Consider the following 18387-nt stretch of genomic DNA (forward strand, 5'->3'; position numbering starts at 1 on the left):
CAAAAAGCAAATCATATTATAAATTAATTTTTATTAAAAACATTTTAAATAATATTTTTATGGTATTTTCCGTTTTGGAAATAACCACTTTACGGCACTAAAACGACTTTTAGCTTTACGCTATCTTGAAAATAAAAAGGATAGACAAATGCTAAAAGTTGCGGGATTTTTTGCAGGTAGTGGTGGGATTGAACTTGGATTTAGCCAAGCTGGATTTAATATAATTTATGCAAATGAGATAAATCCACTAGCAGCTAAAATATACGAAGCAAACTTCAAACACAAAGTAGATATTAAAGATATAAAAGATGTAGATAATGTGCCTAATTGTGATGTAATAGTGGGTGGTTTTCCTTGTCAAAGCTTTAGCCTTGCTGGTCTTAAGCTTGGATTTAATGACAAAGTTAATGGTAATTGCTTTTTTGAACTTGCAAGAATGATAAAGCTTAAAAATCCAAAAGCCTTTATGCTTGAAAATGTAAAAGGACTTGTAAATCACGATAAGGGTAAAACGCTAAATATTATTAAAAATACTCTTAAGGATTTAGGATATTACTTACATATAAATATTTATAATGCAAAGGAATATGCAAATATCCCGCAAAATCGTGAGAGAATATTTATAATCGGATTTAAAGATAAAAGAGCTTATGAAAGATACAAACCTTTAAAAAAAGTGCCTTTAACTAAAAGCATTAAAGATTTCGTAGATTTTAATGCTTTATTAGATGAGAAATATTATATAAAAGAGAGTTTTACTAGATATGAATTAGTAAAAGATATAGAAAAATATAAAATATATACTATTGCATTCAAACAAGCTAGAACAAATAAAGATAATGTATGTCCTTGCTTACTTGCAAGTATGGGCAAGGGTGGTGGTAGAACACCTTTTATAAAAACAAGTGATGATAGGATTAGAGTATTAACTCCTAAAGAATGCTTTAAACTGCAAGGCTATCCTGATAATTTTATTTATCCAAAGGATATATCTAAAACACAACTTTACATAGCAGCAGGTAATAGTGTCGTAGTGCCACTCATAAAAGAAATCGCATTAAGTATCAAAGAAGCTTTAAAGTATAATTTATAGCACTAAAATGAGATTTTACAAAACGCTAAACTCTTTTTAATTTAATTAAAAGGAGTTTTGATGACTTATGAAGAATTTCAAAAATTATATAATGAAGATAAAGAGTTTAAAAGTTTAATAGATGAAAAAGCAAAAGCAAAAAGTAAAGCGATTGACAATATTGCTACAAAACAAGTAGAGAGCATAATCGCTGATATAAATACAAGCGATAATGAGTTTTTACAAACACCTAATCAAACGCCTACGCAAACACCTACACAAGAGCCAACACAAACGCCTACGCAAACGCCTATGCAACAAGTAGGACAAGCATTTAATGATAAAACTAAGATATCTAATAATATAAATGAAATGAAAACTTTAAATGAGATAGCAAAAGATAATAAAAGTGATATTACAGGTTATATTAATGATATAACTAAAAAAGAAAGAGAAGAATTTGATTTTTATACTAATGAGATTAAGCAAAATACTAAAATAAAAAGCGATAGTTTCATAAATAAATTAGTTAAAAATTATAGACAATTTAACAAAGGAGAAGATGTTGTTACATATGCAAATAATGTAGTAAAACAAATAAATGATTTTACAAATCAAGGTATGCAAGATTTAGAAGATGATGGCTTATTTGCTCATTATAAAATAGATAAAAATGATTTTAATTCAGAAGCTTATTTTAATTACATTGAAAATCAAGCCCTAAAACAAGAAAAAATCAAGCCCCTTGATAATTTTATATTAGATAGAATGTTAGCGTTAAATGAAGTCAATAATAAGTTTAATGATATAGCAGCAAAGGCTAATCATTTATATACTGATTATTCAGATATTATAAAAGCAGCAATAGGAGATAATAATGATAAAGCTGAATTGTTAGACAAGACTGCTGTAGTAAAAGCTCAAGTTAATTCATATTTTAACAAAAACTATAATAGCCAAATTACTCAAGATGGTAAAAATTATTATGCGATTGATAATATTACAGGTAAAAAGATATTTCTTGGAGATAGCAATAGTATATGGTCTGATTTAAAAGCTGCACCATTTGAAACAACTCTAACTGCTGCAGGTGCCTTAGGTGGCGGAATTATTGCTAAAAATACTTTAGGAGCAAGACTTGGAGCAACTTTAGCTACAGAATTAGCAGGTTCAATCACAGCGGCTGCTTTAGCTGCTAGTGGTGGTTCTATAGTTGATTATTATAAAAATGTCAACGAATTAGGTGTAGATGGCAATTGGGATGAAGCATTAAAAAAAGCAAAAGAAGCAGCCGCTTTTTCTGCGGTTGCTGATATAGGTGCTTTAGGAGTATTAAATACACCAAAACTAATTTCAAAAGGTTTTAATATGACCATAGGTAAAATAATACCTACTAATGCAAAAAAACGAGCGAGTAAATTTATAGGTGGTCAAGGTATTGGAGCAGCAGAAAATTACACTAAAGGTTTGCAAATAGAAGATGATGTATATGAAGTATTACTTAATGCAAATGAAAAATATAAATTTGCTGATTTAAGTGAAATAAAACATAATCACGAAGTAAGAGAAAAATTTGCAGATAAAGTAGTAGGAGTAATAGCTAATCGTTTCGCTCAAGAAGAGATTACAAAATCACAAAAAGAAATGCTATTAAAGGCATTAGTTAGCGAACAAGGTGCAGATAACTTAATAGAAGCAGTGCAGAAAAACATAAGCTACGCACCACTTTTAGAAAAAAACATAATAGGAATTCATACAAGAGCTTTTCATAATTTTATGGGACAAATAAAAGATAATGTAAGTGAAGAAGAAATAAGCAAAATCATATTTAAAAATATTGATGAGATTAAAAATAACTATGCAAATATCTATGAAAAAATAAAGAAAATTGACAAAAATGAAAATCATAAAGTAGATATTAAAGAATTTTCAAAGCTATTAAATAATTTTTTAGAAAGCGATACAAATATCGCACATTTAACAAGTAGACAAAAAAGAGAAAAGTTTTTTAGGGGATTTGAAAATATCGTTTTTGATGATAAGCATAATCTAAAAAGCTTTAATGCTAATGAACTAATAGAAATTAGAAAAGAGCTTTATAGTTATTACTATTCAAATACAAATAAAGGTGCTTTAAAGAAAGATTATAAAGCTTTAAAAGATATTTTAGATAGTAAAATATATGATTATTTAGAAAAGCTTGAAAAGAACGGACATAAAGAATTAGCAAAAGAATTTAGAGCCGTAAATGATGATTATCACTTCTATAAATCAGTTTTATTAGATGATACGATAGGCTTACAAGAAACTTTAGATAAAAGATTGTTAGATAATAACGCCTTTTTAAATGCTTATGAAAAATTATTAAAAGATGATATTAGAAATGAAACAGGCGAAAATTATTTCCATAGGTTTATATCAAAACTAAGCGATAGTGAAAGGGCAAAAATAGAGTTTTCTATAATAGAAAGAAATATTAATAAGAAAATCCATACACAAAGATTAAGCGAAATTGTAAGTTATGATTATGGTAAAATCGCAGATGGCTTAAAAGGATATAACTTTTTATCGCAAACTAGCAAAGATATGGTGGAGTTAATTGATACATATTCTAAGTTTTTTGCAAATGATATAAAAATTTTAAAAGCTATTGGTAAAGATGCTACCGAGCAATTATCACAAGGTATTAGCCAAAATGTAATAACAAGATTTTTTACAATGCTTTCAAATCTTTTTATGCAGAGCTTAAAAAAATATATGTTTTGGACTGATAGTGGTAAAAAAGCGTCGTTTCAATATCATATCCTGCAAGGCATTAAACAATCTAAAAATATAAATGATTTTAACGACTACCTAAAAATGAGCTATAACTTGGCAAAAGATAGCAAATTAGCCTATGCAAGTATTTTAAAAGAGATGGTAGATGATACTCAAAAAATGGTGGATATCAAAGATGAAATCATAAAAGAGAGCGAAAAAGGAACACCAAGAAAAGTAAAAGAGCGTGAAATAGATTTAGATAATGTTACACCTAATTCAGGCAAAGCTGATTTGATGGATGTGGGATTTACTAAAGAAGAAGCTAATAAAATGACTTTAAGACCATTTGATGAATTAGGCAGCTTAGGAGCTGATAATGAAATATTTAAAATGGATTTTAAGAAATATATAAATAAAATAAATGATAATGAAGAAGAATTTTATAAAAGGAGTTATTTAGATGATAGAACAAATTCAAAAGGTGCTACATTCAACAGAATTGGTGAATTTAACGAATTATCGCAAGATAATGGCATTAAGGGAAGCTATAATGTCCTTAACGAAGGAAGAGCAACAGAGTTTAGAAGTGAATTTGGCGGGGATAGAAGAAGAGAGCTTACTAAGACAGATACTAGAATACGAGAAAATCAAGATGAACGATTGGCAGATAAAGTATCTAAGCAATCATCTGATGCCGACTTGGCTGGATTATCAGAGCAACGAAATGCTAATAGCCTTAATGCAGAAAAAACTATGGATAATACTAGATACGATAACACAGAATTGGCAAGTGATAACACAAGAAATTTACCCACCGCAACACACACAAAAGCAGGAGAATTACAGGAGAATGGTAATGAGCGATTTAGAGCGATTGCTGATACTAATAGATTTGAACGAGATAGCAGAATACGACAACAATATGCAAGAAGCGAAGAGAATATTATCACAGGTGTTGAGCTAGAAAAAAAAGAAACGATTAATCATTTAGCTACTAAAAAAGCTAAGCAAAAGGTAGCTAAAGATTTAAGTGATGAAAAAGTATTAAATGAGAGCATAAAAGAAGCAAAAGAGCAAAGGGCTTTAAGCGAAGCTACTAAAAATTATGCAGGAACAATTGATAAAGCAAATATTAATACAAATATACAAAGCTTAAAGTTATTAAAAGAGCTTGAGAACACAGAAAGAATTGCTAATGAAGAAGAACAAAGATTACTAGCTTCTTTTAGTGGATTTGGTAAAGACGCACAAAAAGTGTTTAGCAAAGATAGTAAATATCTAAAAGAATTAAAAGAGTTTTTAGATGATAGCGAGATAGAGCAATTAAAAAGAGCTACGCTAGACGCATATTTTACCCCTACTGCAATTGTAAATAATATGTATGAGATAATGAAAAAGCTAGGCTTAAATAAAGGAGATTTAATCCTTGAGCCTAGCGTTGGGCTTGGTGCATTCGTTAGAAACAAAAACGAATATAACTTTAATTTAGTTGAGCTAAATCCTGTTATTGCAAGATTTACAAAGCAGCTTTATCCATCATCAAAATTAATAAATGATGATTATATAAAAACAAGTGCTAAGGCTAATTTCATCTTAGCAAATCCACCTTATGGCAATATAAAAACTTTTTATAAAAATGAAGAGCTAAATATACACAACGCATTTACTAAAAAAATGATAGATGATTTAAATGAAAACGGCGTTTTAGGTATGATAATAACTCATAGTTTTATTGATAATATGGATAATGCTATGAAAGAATTTCTTCATAAAAACGCTGATTTTATTACGATGATAAAAGTGCCTAATAAGGCGTTTAAAGATACAGATATTAATACTGATATTATCTTTTTACGCAAAGGCACAGGGCAAAACATAGATGTAATGCTAAATAATTTTTATGAAAAATATCCACAAAACTTACTAGGTGCAAGTAAGAGCCAAAAAACAAATCAATATGGTAAATTAGAAGATATTTTTAGTGGTGGAGCATTAGAAAAAGCTCACGCAAATGATGATATAAGGATTAATATAGATAGTATTAAAATCTATGAATACGAAAAAAATCCAATAATTAACAAAGAATTAGACCAACCACTACTAAAAGCTAGAGAATATTACAATAAAAACGCTGATGAAATAAGAGCTGGCGAAGTTTATGTAAAAGATAATAAAGTATATTTTAACGATAGCGAAATAAATTTAAATGAACTTGATAAAACAAGAGCAAGTGCTTATAAAAAATTCATTGAACTATATCCTAATATAAAAGCCCTAAGAACCACATTAAATAGCTTAAGAGAAGCAGAGTTAAGCGACGCTAAATTAGATACTATAAATCTACTTAGAACCAAACTAAATAGTGATTATGATACCTTAGCAAAAAAGCTAAAAAATGATAATATATTTAATTCACACGCTTTAAAATACGGACTTGAAAACGACGCTTATGCTTATGAGCTAAAAGCATTAATTAGATACGATGAAAAAACTAAAAAATACTATAAAAATGATATTTTTAATAAAAGGGTGTTTAATCCTGTAAAAGTTGAAAGTAAGCCTAAAAGCATAACTGACGCATTCTATTATAATCAAAACAAAAACTACGCATTTAATTCTCAAAGCTTAAGCGAGTTGCTAGATAATAAATTTAGTGTTAGAGAGATTGAAAAAGAGCTTTTAGATAAAGAATTGGTGCTTAAAAATCATAATGGCGAATTAGTAGATACAAATGAGCTTTTAAGTGGAGATTTATTAGAAAAAATAGCAGAATTTAAAAATGCAAAAAACTTAGATGAATATCAATTAAAAACACTTGAAAAACTAGAAAACGCCTTGCCCGAAAGGATTAAAATAGATGATATTAGCTTTTCTATGAGTTCAAATATCATAAAAGAAAAATATATAAAAGACTTTTTTAGTGATACTTATAAAGCTAATATAAAAGATATTATTAAAGAGCCAAACACGAGTAAAATAGATATTATTTTTAGCGAACTTGGAGAGCATAAGTTAGTAGTAGATGATTTATATAAAACTTATGATATTAGCGATTTTGCTGATATTATTTTAAATAATAAGCAAATCGTAGCTCAAAAATATATAGACAAAAAGCTAGTAATTAGTGATAAAGGCACACAAGCTTTAAAAGGCATTATAAACGATATTAAGCTTAAATTTGATAATTATGTAAGAAGTAATTATGCAAATGAAATTGAAGAAAGTGTATATAAGCTAAATGCAAAGATAAACAAATCTTATGAAAACTCACATATTAGCGTTGCAGGAATGAATGCTGATATTAGTCTTTACGACCATCAAAAAAGTGCAGTGGCAAGGGTTCTTGATAATAAAGCAACTTTTATAGCTCACGAAATGGGACTTGGTAAAACTATGAGTATTGCAAGTAGCGTAATGAAACTTAAAGAAGTTGGCAAAGCAAATAGAAGTATGATAATAACGCCAAAGGCGGTTGTAGGTCAATTTGCTAATGAGTTTAAATTCTTATATCCAAATAGCAAAATCTTAATGATAGATAAGTTTGATAAAGCAAATCGTTTAAAAACTCTTAATATGATGAAATACAATGATTTTGATGTATGTATCATAAGCCACGATAATTTTAAAAATATAAAAATAAATACTGAATATGAAGCTAATTTTATTAAAAGCGAAATAGATGAGCTAGAAAGCACGATAAAAAGAATTAAAGCAAAAGATAATGATAATATAAACATTAAAAATCTAACAACAAGACTAGAAAACGCCCAAAACAAGTTAAAAAATAGACTTGAAATTGCAAATAAAGAAAAAGATAATGTGTTTTTTGACGACTTAGGAATTGACGCTTTATTTGTAGATGAAGCACATAAGTTTAAGAATATGAGCTTTTATTCAAGTTTTAAAAACTTAAAAGGACTTGGTGCAAACGACGCAAGTGAAATAGCTTACGATATGTATATAAAAACTAGCTTTTTAAGAGATAATGATAAAAGAATTGTTTTTGCGACAGGAACACCGCTAAGTAATAGCATAACAGAGCTATATTCATATATGAGAATGCTAAAACCTGATGAATTAAAAGCGTATAACATACACTCACTTGATGATTTTATAAACGCACACGCAAAAATTGAAGCAGTGCTAGAGCCTAATGCAAAAAACGAGCTAGTAGAAGCTACTAGAATAACTGATATTGTAAATATTAAAACTCTTAAAAATATGCTTTTTAGCGTGATGGATTATATGAGTAATAAAGAGCTTAAAGAAATTTGGGAAATCCGTGCTAAGAATGGAGATTTAATAGCACACGAAAAACTAAGAAGCCTTGCACCTAAGATAGAGCATATTGAAGTGGCTATTAAACCAACAGATGAGCATAAAGCTAGAAATAGATTATATGCTAAGTTTTATGATGATTTAAATAATAGTAATAATCACGCATTAGCAGGACTTGAACACTATAAAAAAATGTATGATGAAAATAGACTAAGCGAAAAATATGAAGGCACTTTTTCAAGTGATAAAATATATTCTAGAAAACTTGCAGCAAATGGAGAATTAAACGCCGCAAGAATGAATGATAGCATTGATATTCGTTTAAATGGTGGTAGTTTAGATGATGAAAATAGTAAAATAAATACTGCAGTAAAAAATATAATCAATACGGCTAAGGATTGGGAAAAAGATAAAGGAACTCAAATTGTGTTTTTAGACAAATCAAATGCTATGCAAGATGAGATAAGAGAAAAATTAATAAAAAGTGGTAAGTTTAAAGAAAGCGAAATCGTAAATATTAGAGATTTTGACAAAATCACAAACGAGAATAAAAGAAATGAAGAAATAGCAAAAGCTTTACAAAAAATGCAAGATGGCGAAGTTAGAGTTTTAATAGGTTCAAGGCAAAAACTTGGAGCTGGAGTGAATGTGCAAAAACGCATAGTAGCATTACACAATATAGACGCTCCGTGGAACGCAGCTGATTATATGCAAGCACTTGGTCGTGCTGAAAGGCAAGGAAATGAGCTAAATAAGATATATGATAATTTTAGTGTAAAAAGTTATAACTATGTTTTAGAAGAGAGTTTTGATGCTAAAGTTTATGATATATTAAAGCATAAACAAAATATATCAAGAACCTTTTTTGCCAAAGATAGCAATTTAAATAGTGCTGAAAATTTTGTAGGAGATATACCATTTGAAACAATGTCAAATTTGGCAAATGGTAATGAATTAGCAACTAAAATGCACGAGCTAATGAAACAAAGAGCTAAATTAGTAGAAAGTAAAGCTGCAATTGAAGCTGCAAACACTAATAACGAGCAAATGTTAAGTAAAAATCAAGCACTTTTTAGCAAAGCAAATAAAACGCAAAAGCTAATAAAAAGCCTTGATATAAAAGAAAGCGAGAATGTAGTAATTGGTGGTAAAGAATATCCTAAAAATACTGATACAAATAAGCTTATAAAAGAGCGTTTAAGGGCTAATCAGCACTCACACGATTTTTTGTTAAGTTATGATGGAGTTTATGTGAATTATCAAAGAAAAAGCTTTAATAAATATGAGCTTTTTATATATGATAGAATTGATGGAGTTGATACAAGATTTGATTTAGTAAAAGAGTTTAGTTTAGATGATAATACAAATATACTGCAAAGATTAAAAAATAGTTTTGCTAAGTTTGATGATATAGTAAAAGAACAAGGCGAGATAAAATACAATGCACTTAAAAAAATCAACGAAGCAAAAGAATATAAAGTGCAAGTATTTAATGATGATGAAAAAATCATAAAGCTAAATAATGAAATCGCAGAGCTTAAAGCTGATATTGAAAGAAAAGTAAAAGCAGCTAAAGAGCAACCAAGTAATGAGCCTATAAAAGAAGAAATAAAAGAAGAGATTAAGCTTTAAAAAACGATTTAATAAATAAAAGTAAAGATGAGCTTTTAAATATCGCTAAAGAAGATAATTTAAGTGAGTGATTTTATGTAAAAAAAACGCTGGTTGCAGTGATAGTGCAACTAGCGTAGCATTTATTGCACTAATTCTATCTAAGTTTGAAATCTGCAGTTCACCTACAAGATTAAAAAAAATAAATGCTAGTTTTTATTTTAACCCTATTTTATTAATATAAAAATAAAAAAGGTTTGAAACTTGAAAAATATTAAAATTACCGATGATTTTATAAATGATTTTAAATTAGATGAAAATATTAGAAAAAAAACCTTTAAAATAAAAGATAATTTATATATTAGATTTGAGCGAAATGTTAAAGCGTTTGATTTTAAAATGAGTTATCAAAATAAGGTATATTTTGAGAAAATAAATGAATTTAATTATCAAGATTTTACGATAAAAGATGCTTTTATTAAAGCTTTAGAAATTAAAGCAAGTATTTTAAAAAACCATAAAATTGATTTTGCTAAAATTATCAATATTACTCCTAATAAATCTAAAAATCAAGTTTTTAGTAGGACTTTAAGAAGAACAAAATTCCTTAAAATTGATAAGATTATTTATAGGCTAAAATATACTGATAAGATTTTCAAGTTTAGAATAAATGAGTATTTAATAGTAAAAGTTTCTAAAAAATGCAAGGCTTTTATTTTTAATTATACTAAAGATAATAATTATTATAATTACAATTTAGGTTGGTTTTCAGCCGATTTTTTATATAAAGACGCTATGCAAAAAGTAGATGAGATAAGAAAAGAATTGAATATTTAATTTTTAAATATAAAATCTAATTAAGAAAAAATATAGTTTCACAACCGATTTGAAACAAAAAAGCATTATAATAAATGCGTTTTAGGTAAATGTTAGTTTCATAACTTTGATTGTGAAATCATTTGAAAAAGTATAAGTAAAAAGGACAATGTGATTAAAAATCACACTCCTTTTAAAAATTGGTTTTATTTTTAACTCTTGCTTTTTTTCCACGAAAGTGCTTTTCATCTAGTAATTTAGCTCTTTTTAGATTATCTCTATTTTTAGTAAGAACTACATATTTATACAGATTTCTTCCTTTTATTAAAAAAATTTCATTTGTGTTTATATTTTTTAGCGTAAAAGTATGTTGTCCTGATTTTCCATAGCTTTCTTTTAAAACTTCGCATTCTAATGCTACTCTGTCTAGAAAAATAGGCTTTTTATAAGTGCCACCCCATCTATCCTGAATAAACAAAATTTTATCTTCTGAAACGATATCTCCTGTGCTATCATTGTGATAGCGTCTTGCAAAAGGTTTTAATAATTCATAAATATCATTATGATTTATAAACTTATCATCTTTAAATCTAAGCTCACAAATCTTTTTTAATTCTTCTAATTTCATTTTAACTCCTTTAAAAAATAATATAATTGTATTTGCTAAACGCTTGATTTTGCGTTTTTGTTTGGTTTTTATGAGTGATGAGTTTAGCTAAGAACTCATCGCTTTTAATTAATTCTAAGAATGCTAAATAATTCATATTGCATCCTTATAATAAAGTTTGCAAAAATCTTTTAAAGCACTTATGGCTTCTTCGTGTTCTCTAAACCTTTCTTTAAGATGATATGTCTTTCTAATATCATCATTAAATCCGCCTTCGCTGATAAAGTCTACTTTATCGCTTAAATATTCTTCTTGCTCTATTGTCGGTGATTTAAGTCTAATATCAGCTTTTATTGTCTCGTTATATATTGTTAAGCTAAGTTCTATGCTTTCGCCTAAAAACCTGCTGCTTTTTGTATCTGCAATTGTAACAATTCTTTTTATTGAATGTCCTTTCGGATAAGCACCTGCTGAAATAATTTCTAATTCTTTAAACTCTTCAAATGCTTTTGCGTAAGCTTTTATGTTAAATCTTTTCATTTTTTATCCTTTTATTTATAATTTTTGCTTAAAATAAAAGCCCTTGCTCGTAACAAGGGCTAAAAGGCTCTTAAGCAAAAAGCCTTTTGCAATGAGATGTTAAAATCTCTTTTAGGTTGGTGTTTTTAGAAAGAGTGCTTATCTCTTCTAAAAACATTTCATCATCGTAAAGCTTTACGAACTCATCTTCTGAAATTTGTTCTCTAAATAATATGTGTTTTAGCAAAAGTTTGTGCTTTTCTTGGAAATCATAAGCACTGAAATTATCTTGCTTATAAGCAATTAAGAGCATTTGTGCTTCTAAACTTAAATTATAGAAATCCTTATCTTTTAACTCGCTAACTATAACCCTTGCAACTTCGTTTAAGAAGTCTTCTAAATTTATATTTAAATCTATCATTTTTTATCCTTTTAATTTTTTTTGGTTTTTTGGCTTTTTAAAAAGCAACTTGTTTTTTATCCGTTTTAAAATCTTTTTTTGTTTTTTATGGCATTTGGTTAGTCTCCTTTCGTTAGTATATATATGTTTAAAAAACATTCTTTATTATTTTTTTTCGTTTTAAAAACATATTAAGCGAAATGTAACATAATATTCTTAAATTAAATTTAAATAAATGTTGTTTTTAAATATTTTTTATATTTTTTATGTTTTATTAACATATATATATTAAACTATCATCATATATCAAAAAAAGGAAAAAAAAATGACAAAAGAAGATTTTCAACAAAAGCTAAAAGATTTGAAATTAAGTCTTACTGACTTTGCAAAACTTATAAACACTCCTTACGCAACCGTGCAAAATTGGACTAGAGAAAATCACACGCCGCCTTCTTGGCTTGAGAGCTGGTTTGATAACTATGAGAAGGCAAAAAGTTTTGATAGTGTAAAAGATGAAGTAATCAAATTAGCTAAATTATTTAATAAAGAATAGATTTAATTCTGAATTTAAATTCTTTATTTTTTTAAGAATTTAAATTCGCCACCCCACTTAAAAAAATCACATACCATACTAAAGTTAATAAACAATTAATTTTATAAAGAATTTAAATTTATTTTAAGGAAAAATTGGTAAAATACTTGTGTCTTTTGCTAAAGCTTAAGAGTTAAAGATGATTTAAAATTATTTTTAATTTTTGTAATCGCTTTACTTAAAACTTTAAAAAGTTTCTAAGTAAAGCACAATTCAAAAAAACCTAAAAGCATTATAAACTTGCACTGCTTAGCTTTAGCTTAAGGCAAAATCAATCCAAAAAAACTGCGGTGCGGTTTTAATGCTTATAAGAGTGAAAGCTTTTATAAGCAATTGGATGATTTAAATCTTTCAAAATTACGCTTAAAATCAAAAAACTTTACTAAAACATACTAAGATACTAATTTTATATTTAAAACGATTTTAGATATGTTTTTGTTAATTTAAAAGCATATTTTATAAACTCGCCACATCAGATTTTTTTACACTTTTAAAATTCGCCGCCCCCCCCCACCGAAAGGAAAATTTTTATTTTTTTATGGTTTTTAACTTTAAAAATAAGTGTTTTCGCCGATTTGTGCTAGGTTTTTAGACAATTCTTTAGGATTTTTTTAAAAATTCTAATTTTTCTAAAAAATATTTTTGCTTTTTTTTGATGGATTTATGTTTTGTATTGAAAACTTTAATCTTTACAAAAATTATTTTTTTAGATTTTTTAGCACAATTTAGCACAATTTATAACACAATAATTTTTTTAATATTGCTAAAACTACGACTACATAAGCAAATAAACATTTTTATACTAATTTTTAGCTCAAATTCAGAAAATCAAAAACGAAAATTTTTAAACAAAAACAACTCAAAACACGCTCACTAATACTCATTGCCTAGAAGTGAAAAATCGTAAAATCATAGGGGGCTATCTTGCCCATCGTAACAATTACCCCTAGCTATGCAAATAATCAATTCTTTTAAAAATTAGCCAATTTGTTTTAAAGCCAAGCAATCATAAAAACAAAAAAAATATTTTTAAATGGGGCGACTTGAATTTGGATTTTGGGGCGATTTATGGCACTAAAATGAGTTTTTAGTTTTGGGTAATCTTTTTACAAAAAGATTAAGGCTTAAAAATGAACCTAGATAAACTCAAAAAAATGTTTAAAGAAGCAAAAGAGATGAAATACGCTGAGCGTAAAGAATACGAGCAAAGCTGCGAGTATTATCACAACAATCAATTAAGTGATGAAGTTTTAGCAATCCTTAAAGAAAGAGGACAACCACCGCAAAGCGAAAACATATTCGCAATGCTTATAAATAAAGTGCTAGGCTATAAAAACCAAGAGCAATTAGACATACAGGTATTGCCTACGCAAGAAAGGAACAAAGACTTAGCGATTTTGCTTAGCAATATTTTAGAGAGTTTATTTGATTACGAGTGGCAAAAAGAAAGCAAAAAGCTTTTTTTAGACCTTGCGAATGGGGTGGCAGTCGCTAAGATATGGTGCGTGGCTAGTAAAACTACAAACAGATGGGGCGAACCTAACAAAGAGCTTCACATAAAACGCATTGACCCTAAAACATTTTTCATAGACCCTTATAGCAAGGAATATAATGCAAAAGATAGCAGATATTTTCATCATATCCAACTAATCAGCCTTGATGAAGCTAAAAAGCTTTTTAAGGGCAAAATCACACCTAGTTGCGTAATAACCAATAGCTATGGAAGTGAATTTGTGCGTATAGTTGAGACTTGGTATAAAGAAAACGACGCTTGGCACAGAACCTTTTGGAATAATGAAACGATTTTTAAAAGTGAAAAAAATGTTTTAAGCTTTAATAAAACGCCTTATGTGGTGCAAAAGTTTAATATAGATGAGAAAAACAATTTTTATGGCTTTTTAAGAACATTAAAGCCTGTATTAGACTTTATAAACTACGCAGAGAATAGAATGGCGAATATGCTAAATAGCACTAAGATTTTTTATGAAAAAAGTGCGGTAGATGACCCTGAAGAGTTCGAGCGTGGGGCTAGTATGGATAATGTGATTTTACCTGTGCGTGATGGAGCATTGTCAGGTAATAAGATAAGAGTGGATAATCAAGCACAAGAAATAAGCCAGATAGCTGCAAAAGTGAATGAGAAGCGTAACACAGCACAATTTCTAGTAGGTTTTAATAGTGAAATGCTAGGCTTTACAAATACTCGTGTAAGCACAGAAACCGTAATGCAGCGTAATCGTGCAGGTGTAATTAGCCTTGAACTTTATATGCAAAGCACAATAGCTTTACAAAAGAATATGGCGAGAATTATGCTTGATTATATTCAGCATTATTTTGATACGGAGCAGGTTTTTAGACTTGTGGATAAAGAAAATTACGAAATATATTATCAAACAATTAACGAAGCAGTTCAAGAAAATGGCGTAGTAATCTATGAAAACGGAAAGCCTAAAATGAATAATGCAATTTCATTTGATAGATACGATATACAACTAACTACTAGAGCTGATACAGACGCAAGTGAGCTTAAGTTTGCAACTTGGGGCGAAATCTTAAAGACTATTGCACCAATAGACCCGCAATTAGTCTATAAACTAATGCCAATGATGTTTAGCGATAGTGGGAATGCAACTTATAGAAAGGTTGCAAATATTATGCAAGAGCATATAGAACAAATGAGCCAAAACACCCAGCAAGACCCAAATGCCGACTTTAATCAAGCTATGCAGCAACTAATGTTACAAGAAAAACAAGCCGACATTAATGTCAAAAAAGCAAAAACAGCCGAAAATATAGCTAAATCTCAATATCATCTTAAAAAAACAGATAATCAAGGAGAGCGAAACGACCTTTAAATAAGGCTTTTCGCACCTTTTTTATTTTTTTTCTTTCGTTTAAGCAAAATTTAAGCTTCCCTAATATATTTTATTTATAAATTAAATTTAATATAATAAATTTAAATTTAAATTTTTAATTAGATAATATCTCTTTATTAGAATTTATTAAAATTCAAATTCTCTAAATTCAAAAAAAAAAAAAAAAAAAAAAAAAAAAAAAAAAAATGGCAAAGCCCTATTTCATCGGCATTTTAGCATTCTTTAAGTATTTTTTAAGGAAATATATTTTCATTTTTACGATTTTAAAAATAAGCTAATTTTATTAATTATAAAGCATTTAAGCTATGTTTATATTAAAAATTTTTTTTGGAAATTTATTTCCTAAGCATTTTTTAAGGATATATTTTTTATAATGATTTTTGTGAATTTAATTCATCAAAGATGAATTAAAAAGTTCTTTTACTTATTATTGTCAAAAAGGGAAATCATAATTTATTTTTTTATGTGAGCTGATTTTATTTTTTTATAAGGATAGATGATGCTACAAAAAAGTGAATATATTCGTTTTGCTACAAACTTAAACAATACGCAAAAACTATTGATGTTAGATGCGTTATTAGAATACAAGACAATAAAAACTAGAACCTTAGATTATTATGTAACTTTATTAGGCGTTGGTAAAAAAATGCTTATTGAATACTTAAAAGATTTATCAGAAAAGGGATTTATTGGCAGTTTAGATTATTCAAAAGATATTATTAAATTCAAAGTATTAGATTTAGATTTTTCAATTTTTGAAGAAATTAAAGAAAATGCAAAGTTTGATTTTAATGAATTTATGAAATACATAGAGTTCAAGAAAGAATATTATGCAAAAAAAGGTGGAAAAAAGAAATTAGTTATTGGCAGCGAACAAATAAGAAAAACTGCTAATTTTTTGAACGCATTAAATGACTACGATTTAGCAACAGCTACTTTAGAAATGAGTATAACCTATGCGTGGATAAAACTACTACCTGAAAAGGCAAAAAACTATCTAATGCAAAAAAGAGCTGCAAATCTTAAAACACAAAATATCAGCATAAGCGAACTTATAAAAGCACCTAACAATACAATAATCCAAAACGGCGTGAAATACACTGCCATCTACACCACTAAAGGTTGGGAGATAGAGCAATGCGTAGCGAGTTAGTAGATTTATTAGACACTGCGATTATTCGTGCAGGACTTAATAAGCAAGAGATTTTAAGGCTTGAAAAAGCCTTGAAAAATGTTTGTTATGTAGATGAGTTTATAGACAATATTTGTGCTGATAGTGATGAGATTGCTGGCTACAACATAAAAGCATATTCTTATATGTATTTTTTACATTATCTTAAAAAGGATGCCGAGAAGGCGAGACTTTTTAAAGCTAAAGATATGTTTAAAAACGAAAAAATATTAAGCAGTAGTGATAAAAACTTAATTATGTTTGCGAAAAATACCTATGCAGATGAAAGCGAACAGCTTTTGTTTGTTTCTCAATATCTTTAAAAAAAGGGGAAGCAATGAAAGTTGTTAATAGAAACAATAAAATCTATATTCATTATACGAATAAAGAGAATAAAATCATTAGGTTTAGCACTAAACTAATTGCAAATAAAAGCAATTTAGCTTATGTAAAAGCAAACATTTTTAAGCTAGTAAAAGACTACGAGTTAGATTTAAAGCTTTCAAAAGAAAGTTTTGAAGAGTATGTAAAAAGGTTTTTAAAAAGTAGCCAAGTTGGTAAAAAAGAAATTACCAATAAAAATAATGCAAGAATTTTTAGAAATCACATTATGCCATACTTTAAAACTTTAAAAGACTTAAATTACAAAAGCGTTAAAGATTTTATTGCAAGATTAAATGATAAAGATTTATGTGCTGAATTTAAAAAAGATATTGTAAATAGGCTAAGGCTTTTATGTGAAGAAGCTATAGAGTTAGGCGATATAAAAACATTCGCCTTTCCGAAAACAAAATTCAAAGATTTAAGGGTAAAAGTAAGTATAAACGATAAGGTTTTAAGCGTTGAAGAACTTAAAACCTTGATTAAAAATTGTAAAGATGATTTTTTAAAACAAATCATCATTGTCAAATGTTTCACTGGTATAAGGAATAGCGAACTGATTGCTTTAACTTGGGATTGTATTGATTATGAGAATGAAAAAATCACAATTAAATATAATATCTCAAGTGGCAAAATAACCACCACTAAAACCAACAGAATTAGAGTGATTGATATGCTGCCACAGGTTAAAATAGCTTTACAAATGCTAGAAACCCAACATAAATATAATGAAACCTATGTTTTAGCGAGTGCTAAAACAAAAAGGCGTTATATAAGTAGTAGTGCTTTAGTAAAAAGGTTTAAAGATTATTTAAAAGACAGCGAGTTTAGAGAACTAAAGTTTTATTGGACTAGGCATATTTTTGCCACTCTATGTTTAAGTAAAAATATTCCTATTGATTGGATTAGCAAAACTTTAGGTCATAGTAAGATAAACACAACTTTATCTTTCTATGCGACCTACATAGAAGATAAAGAAAAGATAGACGCAATAAAAAATGAGCTAAAAGCGTTGATATAATGCTTTTAGAAAATTGTGCTAAATTGTGCTAAATTGTGTTTTTTAGTTTTATTTGCCTAGCTAGTAGGCAAATCAGCGTTTTAACATTAGCACAATTTTAAAAATTAAAAAACGCTAATTTTCCCTTTTTTTCAGTATCTCCGAATTGATTGTGAATTTGAAATAGGAATTTTAAATTCCTATTTCTTTAAAAGTAATAGATAATAATTTAATCTAAATAATAAAAATTATTATTTATTGCTTTTGTTTAAATTTAGCTAATTTTTTTTAGTTAAAATTTATC

General features: G+C 27.8%; 13 protein-coding genes. 9 read left to right on the top strand and 4 right to left on the bottom strand.

Translation table 11 applies throughout. The features are described from left to right. Positions 1 to 148 precede the first annotated feature (148 nt). The 4 genes from dcm to AVBRAN_RS02345 all read left to right on the top strand — a co-directional run bounded on the left by dcm (position 149) and on the right by AVBRAN_RS02345 (position 10558). Positions 149 to 1093 (top strand): DNA (cytosine-5-)-methyltransferase, encoded by a 945-nt coding sequence (gene dcm, locus AVBRAN_RS02330; protein WP_239803453.1) that lies wholly within the window; start codon positions 149 to 151, stop codon positions 1091 to 1093. A 60-nt stretch (positions 1094 to 1153) separates the two neighbouring features. Next, positions 1154 to 9742, top strand: a complete 8589-nt coding sequence (locus AVBRAN_RS02335) for an SNF2-related protein (RefSeq protein ID WP_239803454.1) — start codon at positions 1154 to 1156, stop codon at positions 9740 to 9742. Positions 9743 to 9809: 67 nt separating this feature from the next. Next, the gene (locus AVBRAN_RS02340) at positions 9810 to 9965 is read left to right on the top strand and encodes a hypothetical protein (protein ID WP_239803455.1); all 156 of its coding nucleotides are present in this window, start codon (positions 9810 to 9812) and stop codon (positions 9963 to 9965) included. Positions 9966 to 9985: 20 nt separating this feature from the next. Continuing rightward, positions 9986 to 10558, top strand: a complete 573-nt coding sequence (locus tag AVBRAN_RS02345; RefSeq protein WP_239803456.1) for a hypothetical protein — start codon at positions 9986 to 9988, stop codon at positions 10556 to 10558. A gap of 172 nt (positions 10559 to 10730) precedes the next feature. On the opposite strand, the gene AVBRAN_RS02350 is transcribed toward AVBRAN_RS02345, so the two are convergent. From AVBRAN_RS02350 to AVBRAN_RS02360, 4 genes are all read right to left on the bottom strand, one after another. After that, positions 10731 to 11165 carry a hypothetical protein gene (locus AVBRAN_RS02350; protein ID WP_239803457.1) on the bottom strand — a complete coding sequence of 145 codons (435 nt, stop codon included), beginning with the start codon at positions 11163 to 11165 and terminating at the stop codon, positions 10731 to 10733. A 10-nt stretch (positions 11166 to 11175) separates the two neighbouring features. Then, positions 11176 to 11301, bottom strand: coding sequence for a hypothetical protein (locus AVBRAN_RS10995; protein ID WP_275591990.1), 126 nt, complete (start codon positions 11299 to 11301; stop codon positions 11176 to 11178). Continuing rightward, positions 11298 to 11684: a hypothetical protein gene (locus tag AVBRAN_RS02355; RefSeq protein ID WP_239803458.1), complete on the bottom strand. Its 387-nt coding sequence runs from the start codon at positions 11682 to 11684 to the stop codon at positions 11298 to 11300. The genes AVBRAN_RS10995 and AVBRAN_RS02355 overlap by 4 nt, the downstream gene beginning before the upstream one ends. 70 nt (positions 11685 to 11754) lie before the next feature. Beyond that, positions 11755 to 12084 (bottom strand): hypothetical protein, encoded by a 330-nt coding sequence (locus AVBRAN_RS02360; protein WP_239803459.1) that lies wholly within the window; start codon positions 12082 to 12084, stop codon positions 11755 to 11757. 304 nt (positions 12085 to 12388) lie between these two features. Here AVBRAN_RS02360 and AVBRAN_RS02365 point away from each other — a divergent pair, with 304 nt between their 5' ends. The 5 genes from AVBRAN_RS02365 to AVBRAN_RS02385 all read left to right on the top strand — a co-directional run bounded on the left by AVBRAN_RS02365 (position 12389) and on the right by AVBRAN_RS02385 (position 18104). After that, positions 12389 to 12616 carry a hypothetical protein gene (locus AVBRAN_RS02365; RefSeq protein WP_239803460.1) on the top strand — a complete coding sequence of 76 codons (228 nt, stop codon included), beginning with the start codon at positions 12389 to 12391 and terminating at the stop codon, positions 12614 to 12616. A 1169-nt stretch (positions 12617 to 13785) separates the two neighbouring features. Then, positions 13786 to 15510, top strand: a complete 1725-nt coding sequence (locus AVBRAN_RS02370; RefSeq protein WP_239803461.1) for a hypothetical protein — start codon at positions 13786 to 13788, stop codon at positions 15508 to 15510. Positions 15511 to 16030: 520 nt separating this feature from the next. Continuing rightward, a complete protein-coding gene (locus AVBRAN_RS02375) occupies positions 16031 to 16684 on the top strand; it encodes a hypothetical protein (protein ID WP_239803462.1) in 654 nt (217 codons plus the stop codon). Then, positions 16669 to 17025 carry a hypothetical protein gene (locus tag AVBRAN_RS02380; protein ID WP_239803463.1) on the top strand — a complete coding sequence of 119 codons (357 nt, stop codon included), beginning with the start codon at positions 16669 to 16671 and terminating at the stop codon, positions 17023 to 17025. Before AVBRAN_RS02375 ends, AVBRAN_RS02380 begins: the two co-directional genes overlap by 16 nt. A 14-nt stretch (positions 17026 to 17039) precedes the next feature. Next, positions 17040 to 18104 (top strand): site-specific integrase, encoded by a 1065-nt coding sequence (locus AVBRAN_RS02385; RefSeq protein ID WP_239803464.1) that lies wholly within the window; start codon positions 17040 to 17042, stop codon positions 18102 to 18104. The last annotated feature ends 283 nt before the right edge of the window (positions 18105 to 18387 follow it).

Origin of the sequence: Campylobacter sp. RM12651, from assembly GCF_022369475.1 — a bacterium.
Classification (GTDB): Bacteria; Campylobacterota; Campylobacteria; order Campylobacterales; family Campylobacteraceae; genus Campylobacter_E.

What these genes read in the sequence shown, in the direction of transcription:
- AVBRAN_RS10995 (WP_275591990.1), bottom strand. Translation starts at nt 11,301, where the DNA reads ATGAATTATTTAGCATTCTTAGAATTAATTAAAAGCGATGAGTTCTTA.
- AVBRAN_RS02385 (WP_239803464.1), top strand. Translation starts at nt 17,040, where the DNA reads ATGAAAGTTGTTAATAGAAACAATAAAATCTATATTCATTATACGAAT.
- AVBRAN_RS02365 (WP_239803460.1), top strand. Translation starts at nt 12,389, where the DNA reads ATGACAAAAGAAGATTTTCAACAAAAGCTAAAAGATTTGAAATTAAGT.
- AVBRAN_RS02355 (WP_239803458.1), bottom strand. Translation starts at nt 11,684, where the DNA reads ATGAAAAGATTTAACATAAAAGCTTACGCAAAAGCATTTGAAGAGTTT.
- AVBRAN_RS02360 (WP_239803459.1), bottom strand. Translation starts at nt 12,084, where the DNA reads ATGATAGATTTAAATATAAATTTAGAAGACTTCTTAAACGAAGTTGCA.
- AVBRAN_RS02375 (WP_239803462.1), top strand. Translation starts at nt 16,031, where the DNA reads ATGCTACAAAAAAGTGAATATATTCGTTTTGCTACAAACTTAAACAAT.
- AVBRAN_RS02350 (WP_239803457.1), bottom strand. Translation starts at nt 11,165, where the DNA reads ATGAAATTAGAAGAATTAAAAAAGATTTGTGAGCTTAGATTTAAAGAT.
- AVBRAN_RS02370 (WP_239803461.1), top strand. Translation starts at nt 13,786, where the DNA reads ATGAACCTAGATAAACTCAAAAAAATGTTTAAAGAAGCAAAAGAGATG.
- AVBRAN_RS02380 (WP_239803463.1), top strand. Translation starts at nt 16,669, where the DNA reads ATGCGTAGCGAGTTAGTAGATTTATTAGACACTGCGATTATTCGTGCA.
- dcm (WP_239803453.1), top strand. Translation starts at nt 149, where the DNA reads ATGCTAAAAGTTGCGGGATTTTTTGCAGGTAGTGGTGGGATTGAACTT.
- AVBRAN_RS02335 (WP_239803454.1), top strand. Translation starts at nt 1,154, where the DNA reads ATGACTTATGAAGAATTTCAAAAATTATATAATGAAGATAAAGAGTTT.